Origin of the sequence: Micromonospora sp. D93 (assembly GCF_018070365.1) — a bacterium.
Classification (GTDB): domain Bacteria; phylum Actinomycetota; class Actinomycetes; order Mycobacteriales; family Micromonosporaceae; genus Micromonospora; species Micromonospora ureilytica.
The window spans coordinates 110,286-116,534 of record NZ_JAGPXW010000022.1 but is presented as its reverse complement, the minus strand read 5'-3'; the positions used below and the strand labels follow the sequence as shown (position 1 = coordinate 116,534).

Genomic DNA, 6,249 nt, shown 5'->3' with positions numbered 1-6,249 from the left:
GGGGGGGGGGGGGGTGGGGGCGCCGGCCAGCGCGGGCGCGGCGCTGGTGAGCAGGGTGAGCGTGGTGACGCCGGCGAGGGCGGCCGCGCGCAGGCGGGATCTGGCCATGGGTGCTCCGCGGTGTCGAGGGGGCATCGTCGCTGGTCAGTTTTCCGCTTGGAGGGAAGTTTCGCCAGATGTTGATAGGTGGAAAATCATTGCCGCCGTGATGGTCCACCTGGGATGGACAACGCAGCGATCAATATTGATATGACCATGTGACAGATGGTGAAGTGTCCTTCACCGAGCGGGATCTCCCGCCCATCGAGGAGGTAGTCAATGGCCCTCCGCACGCCCACCCCTCTCCGCCGTGTCCTGGTGCTCGCTGTCGTCACCGGGCTGGGCATCGTCACAGTCGCCGCCGGTCCGGTCGCCGCCCGACCGGCACCGGACCGCACCGCTGAGCAGGCCGCCTCCGGCTACCGGGTGCTCGGGCCCCGGACCCTCGCCGACCGCAACGCGGTGGCCCGCACCGGGGCCGCCATCGACTACTCCGAACATGGGGTGCTGCACATCTCGGCGACCGCGGGTGAGGCCGCCGCGATCGGCAAACTCGGCTTCCGGCTGGAACCGCTGGCCCCGCCGCCCAACGCCGAGCGTGGCGCCGGCGACTTCGGCGCGCTGGCCTTCCCGCCCGCCGACTCCAACTACCACGACTACGCGGAACTGACAGCCGTCGTGAACCAGGTCGTCGCCGACCATCCGGCGATCGCCCGCAAGATCAGCATCGGTTCCTCGTACGAGGGCCGCGACCTGATGGCCGTGAAGATCTCCGACAACGTCGGCACCGACGAGAACGAGCCGGAGATCCTGTTCAACTCCCAGCAGCACGCCCGCGAGCACCTGACCGTCGAGATGGCGATCTACCTGCTCAACCTCTTCACCGACAGCTACGGCAGCGACTCCCGGATCACCAACATCGTCAACGGCCGGGAGCTCTGGATCGTGCCGACGGTCAACCCGGACGGCAGCGAGTACGACATCGCCACCGGGTCGTACCGGTCCTGGCGCAAGAACCGGCAGCCCAACAGCGGCTCGTCAAACGTCGGCACCGACCTGAACCGCAACTGGTCCTACAACTGGGGATGCTGCGGCGGCTCGTCCGGCACCACCTCGTCGGAGACCTACCGGGGGCCGTCGGCGTTCTCCGCGCCCGAGACGCAGGCGCTGCGCAACTTCGTCAACGGCCGGGTGGTCGGCGGGGTGCAGCAGATCAAGGCCAACATCGACTTCCACACGTACTCGCAGCTGGTGCTCTGGCCGTACGGCTACACCACGGCGAACACCGCGACCGGGATGAGCGCGGACCAGTACAACACCTTCGCCACCATCGGTCAGCAGATGGCGGCCACCAACGGCTACACCCCGGAACAGTCCAGCGACCTCTACATCACCGACGGGGACAGCCTCGACTGGATGTGGGCCACCCACAACATCTGGGCGTACACCTTCGAGATGTATCCCGGCTCGTCCGGCGGCGGGGGCTTCTACCCGCCCGACGAGGTCATCGGAGCGCAGACCTCGCGCAACCGGGAGGCGGTGCTGCTGCTCAGCGAGTACGCCGACTGCCCGTACCGGGCCATCAACAAGCAGTCGCAGTACTGCGGCGGCGGTGGCGGCACCACTGTCTGGTCGGACACCTTCGAGACCGCCACCGGCTGGACCACCAACCCGGGCGGCACCGACACCGCCACCCTCGGCGCGTTCGAGCGGGGCGCCGCCCAGGCGACCACGTCCTCCGGCGCCAAGCAGCTCACCCCGTACGCCGGATCCAACGACCTGGTGACCGGCCGGCTCGCCGGCTCAGCGGCCGGTGACTACGACGTCGACGGCGGCGTGACCAGCGCCCGGTCCCCGGCGGTGACCCTGCCGTCGTCCGGCACGCTGAGCCTCTCGCTGGCCTGGTACCTGGCGCACGGCTCGAACGCCTCGTCGGCGGACTACCTGCGGGTGAGCGTGGTGCACAACGGCGGCACCACAGCGCTGCTCACCCAGTCCGGCGCGGCCAGCAACCGCAACGGGAGTTGGGCGGTCGCGAACCTGAACCTCACCCCGTACGCCGGCCAGTCGGTCCGCGTGCTGATCGAGGCGGCGGACGCGTCCGGGGCCAGCCTGGTGGAGGCGGCTGTGGACAACGTCACCATCACGTCCTCCTGATCGGGTGGGGCCCCGTCCCGCCCCGGCGGGGCCCCACCACCCGTTCCCGATCCTCCAGATCCGGGACAAATCCCTCGGTGCGCGGCGAGCCGCCGATCGTGCATCGTCGATCAATCCTTGATCGATCCGGCACGTCCTGGCGGTGCGCTACCGTCTTACCGACCAGTCCGCAGCGAAGCCGGTGCTCATCCCGGCGCTGTCCCGCAACTGTGATGCCCCACCGGTAGGTGGGGACGAGCCAGGTCGCCTGCGGACCGGTCGCGAAACGCGCTCTCGAGGAAGGGCGCCTCGTGGGCGGGCGTACGGAAGTCCCTGTCGGCGAAGCACCACACTCCTCGACCGACAGGAGGCCCCCATGTTCAGACGTACCCCTCGGCTCTTCGCGGCGACCCTCGCGGTCGCCGCCCTCGCCCTCGGCGCCTGCGCCGAGAAGGCCGACGACAAGCCGAGCGCCGGCACCGCGGCAGCCGCCTACCCGGTCACCGTCGGCGCGCTCACCGTCGACAAGCGTCCCGAGAAGATCGTCGTGCTGTCGCCCACCGCCACCGAGATGCTCTTCGCGATCGGTGCCGGCCCGCAGGTGACCGCCGTCGACGACCAGTCGAACTACCCGGCCGACGTGCCCAAGACCGACCTCTCCGCCTTCCAGCCGAACGCCGAGGCGATCGCCGGTAAGAACCCGGACCTCGTGGTGCTCTCCGACGACCGCAACAAGATCGTCGAGCAGCTCGGCAAGCTGAAGATCCCGGTGTACCAGACCCCGGCGGCGGTCACCCTCGACGACTCGTACCGGCAGATCACCGAGCTGGGCACGCTGACCGGGCACGCCGACCAGGCCACCGACGTCGCCACCCGGATGAAGGACGACATCGCCAAGCTGGTCAAGGACCTGCCGCAGCGCGCGGAGAAGCTCACCTACCTCCACGAGTTGGGCCCGGAGCTGTACAGCGCCACCAGCAAGACCTTCATCGGCTCGCTCTACGGCCAGGCCGGTCTTACCAACATCGCCGACCCGGCCGACGCGGACGGTAAGAACTTCGGCTACCCGCAGCTGTCCCAGGAGTTCGTCGTCAAGGCCGACCCGGACTTCGTCTTCCTGGCCGATGCCAAGTGCTGCCAGCAGAGCGCCGACACGGTCAAGGCACGCAGTGGCTGGGCCGGTCTCACCGCTGTGAAGAACAACCAGGTCGTGGCCCTGGACGACGACATCGCCTCCCGCTGGGGCCCGCGCGTCGTGGACCTGCTCCGGGTCATCATCGACGCGGTCGCCAAGGTGCCCGCGTGACCGTCGTCCGTCGGTGACCGGGCCGCTGTCCGCGGCCCGGCCCGCCGGGCTCCTATCTGGGGCCCGGCCCGCCGGGCTGCGCAAACGTTGGCTCGTCGCGGGGTTGGTCGCGGTGCTCGTCGCGCTCGTCGTCGGGGTGTCGCTCGGCCCGGTGAGCCTGCCCCCGGGCAGCGTCGCCGCCGAGCTGCTCAACCTGTTCCCCGGGGTGCACCTGGACAGCGGGCTGACCGAGCGCGAGATCGCCATCGTCACCGAGCTGCGCCTGCCCAGGGTGGTGCTGGGCCTGCTCGTCGGCGGCCTGCTCGCCATGGCCGGCGGGTGCTACCAGGGGGTGTTCCGCAACCCACTGGCCGACCCGTACCTGCTGGGTGTGGCCGCCGGCGCCGGCCTCGCGGTCACCGCGGCGATCGCCCTCGGCGGCGCCGGCAAGCAGGGCACGCTCTCCGGGCTGCCGATGACCATTCCGCTGGCCGCGTTCGCCGGTTCCCTGCTCGCCGTCACCATGACCTACGTGCTCGGCGCGGCCGGGGGGCGACGCGGATCACCCGCGATGCTGATCCTGGCCGGGGTGGCGGTCTCCGCGTTCCTCTCCGCAGGTCAGACGTACCTCCTGCAACGACACGCCGACAGCATCCAGCCGGTCTACTCCTGGCTGCTCGGCCGGCTGGCCACCGCAGGTTGGCACGACGTGCTGCTGGTGCTGCCGTACGCCGCGCTGACCACTGTGGTGGTGCTGCTGCACCGCCGCGAGTTGGACGTCCTCGCGGTCGGCGACGACGAGGCGAGAAGCCTGGGCCTGCACCCGCAGCGCACCCGCTACCTGTTGATCGCCGCCGCCTCCCTGGGCACCGCGGCGGCGGTCTCCGCGACCGGGCTGATCGGCTTCGTCGGCATCATCGTGCCGCACACCGTCCGGCTGCTCGCCGGGTCCAGCTACCGGGTGATCCTGCCGATGTCACTGCTGTTCGGCGGCGCGTTCCTGGCACTGACCGACGTGGTGGCCCGCACCGCCGCCGCTCCGTCCGAGGTGCCGATCGGAGTGGTGACCGCCCTGCTGGGCGGCCCGTTCTTCGTCCTCGTGCTGCGGACCGCCCGGCGAGTGCTCACGTGAGGCGCGAACCCGCCGTCGGTGCGCCGGCTGTCGACGCGCCGGCCGTCGAGGTGCGCGGGCTGCACGTCGACCTCGGTGGCACGCCGATCCTGACCGGCGTCGACCTCACCGTCGCCGTCGGCGAGTGGGTCACAGTGATCGGCCCGAACGGCGCCGGCAAGTCGACCCTGTTGCGCGCCGTCGGCGGCCTGCTGCCCGCGCCGGGGGCGATCACCCTGTTCGGTACGCCGAGTGCAGCGCTGCGCCGTCGGGACCGCGCCCGGGTGGTGGCCACTGTGGCACAGTCGCCTGTGGTGCCACCCGGCATGTCGGTGCTGGACTACGTGCTGCTCGGTCGTACCCCGTACATCCCGGCGCTGGGCCGGGAGTCGACCGCCGACATCGACGCCGTGCACGAGGTGCTGGGACGGTTGGACCTCACCGGCTTCCACCGTCGCGAACTGGCCACCCTCTCCGGCGGCGAACGGCAGCGGGTGTTCCTCGCCCGCGCGCTCGCCCAGGGCGCGACGCTGCTGCTGCTCGACGAGCCGACCAGTGCGCTCGACATCGGGCACCAGCAGGACGTGCTCGAACTCGTCGACCAGCTGCGCCGCGAGCACGGCCTGACCGTCCTGGCCACGATGCACGACCTCTCCCTGGCCGGTGAGTACGCCGACCGGATGGTGATGCTCGCCGCCGGTCAGGTGGTGGCCGCCGGGACTCCGCCCGAGGTGCTGACCGAGGAGCTGCTCGCCACCCACTACCGGGCCAGCGTCCGGGTGGTCCCCGGTACACACGGCCCCCTGGTGGTCCCCGTCCGCCCCACCCTCCCCTGAGCGGGCAGGCGCCGGGTCAGGGGCCCAGGTCGATGACGGAGAAGAGGGCGCCCTGGGGGTCGCGGAGGGCGGCGAAGCGGCCCGCCGGGATGTCGCGGGGCGGAACCAGGATCGTTCCGCCCAGCTCGGAGGCGCGGGCCGCGGCGGCGTCCGCGTCGGCCACCGCGAAGTACACGGTCCAGTACGCGGGCAGGTCGGCCGGGAAGTCGTCGGCCAGCGGCGGCATCATCCCGGCGACGATCTGCGTCCCGAGCCGCCACCCGGTGTACGTCATCGCGCCCACCGCCTGGTCGTCGGGCTGCCAGCCGAACACCAGCTCGTAGAAGACCTTCGCGCCCTCGGGGTCGGGGGTGACCAGCTCGTTCCAGCTCATCGCGCCCGGCACGTTGAACACCTCTGCACCGGCCATGGCCAGCGGCTGCCACACGCTGAACGTGGCGCCGGCCGGGTCGGCGAAGACCGCCATCCAACCCTTGTCGAAGACCTCGAACGGTGGTACGACGACCTGCCCGCCGGCCCGTTCCACACGGCCGGCGACCAGCTCGGCGTCGTCGGTGGCGAGGTACGTCGACCAGATCGGGACCTGGTCCGGTATCGCGGGCGGGCCGGCGCCGGCCACCGGCCTGCCGTCGAGCAGGAAGACCGTGTAGCCGCCCGCCTCGGGCTCCGGGGTGACCTGGCCGGTCCAACCGAACAGCTCCGGGTAGAAGCGCCGGGCGTCGGTCAGGTCCGGGGTGGCCAGGTCGGCCCAGCAGGGCGTACCCGGCGGGACGGTGCTCACGTCAAGACCCCTCTCGGCCCGGGTGGCCACGGCGGCCCCCTGCCGGAATCCTGGCACCGTC

At 71.3% G+C, this 6,249-nt stretch carries 5 protein-coding genes; 4 read left to right on the top strand and 1 reads right to left on the bottom strand.

Features of this window, described 5'->3' with window-relative positions:
- The first annotated feature begins 318 nt into the window (after positions 1-318).
- From KBX71_RS23025 to KBX71_RS23010, 4 genes are all read left to right on the top strand, one after another.
- The gene (locus tag KBX71_RS23025) at positions 319-2,196 is read left to right on the top strand and encodes a M14 family metallopeptidase (protein ID WP_210819993.1); all 1,878 of its coding nucleotides are present in this window, start codon (positions 319-321) and stop codon (positions 2,194-2,196) included.
- A 355-nt stretch (positions 2,197-2,551) separates the two neighbouring features.
- Positions 2,552-3,481, top strand: a complete 930-nt coding sequence (locus KBX71_RS23020) for an ABC transporter substrate-binding protein (protein WP_210819992.1) — start codon at positions 2,552-2,554, stop codon at positions 3,479-3,481.
- Positions 3,482-3,494: 13 nt separating this feature from the next.
- Entirely contained in the window at positions 3,495-4,592 is a 1,098-nt protein-coding gene (locus KBX71_RS23015) for an iron ABC transporter permease (protein WP_307847252.1), read from the top strand.
- Complete coding sequence (locus tag KBX71_RS23010) at positions 4,589-5,407, top strand: ABC transporter ATP-binding protein (protein WP_210819991.1); 819 nt, start codon at positions 4,589-4,591, stop codon at positions 5,405-5,407. The genes KBX71_RS23015 and KBX71_RS23010 overlap by 4 nt, the downstream gene beginning before the upstream one ends.
- Before the next feature lie 16 nt (positions 5,408-5,423).
- On the opposite strand, the gene KBX71_RS23005 is transcribed toward KBX71_RS23010, so the two are convergent.
- Positions 5,424-6,188 (bottom strand): VOC family protein, encoded by a 765-nt coding sequence (locus KBX71_RS23005; RefSeq protein ID WP_210819990.1) that lies wholly within the window; start codon positions 6,186-6,188, stop codon positions 5,424-5,426.
- Between the last annotated feature and the right edge of the window lie 61 nt (positions 6,189-6,249).

Coding starts and splice junctions, on each gene's coding strand:
- KBX71_RS23020 (WP_210819992.1), top strand. CDS start 2,552: ATGTTCAGACGTACCCCTCGGCTCTTCGCGGCGACCCTCGCGGTCGCC.
- KBX71_RS23025 (WP_210819993.1), top strand. CDS start 319: ATGGCCCTCCGCACGCCCACCCCTCTCCGCCGTGTCCTGGTGCTCGCT.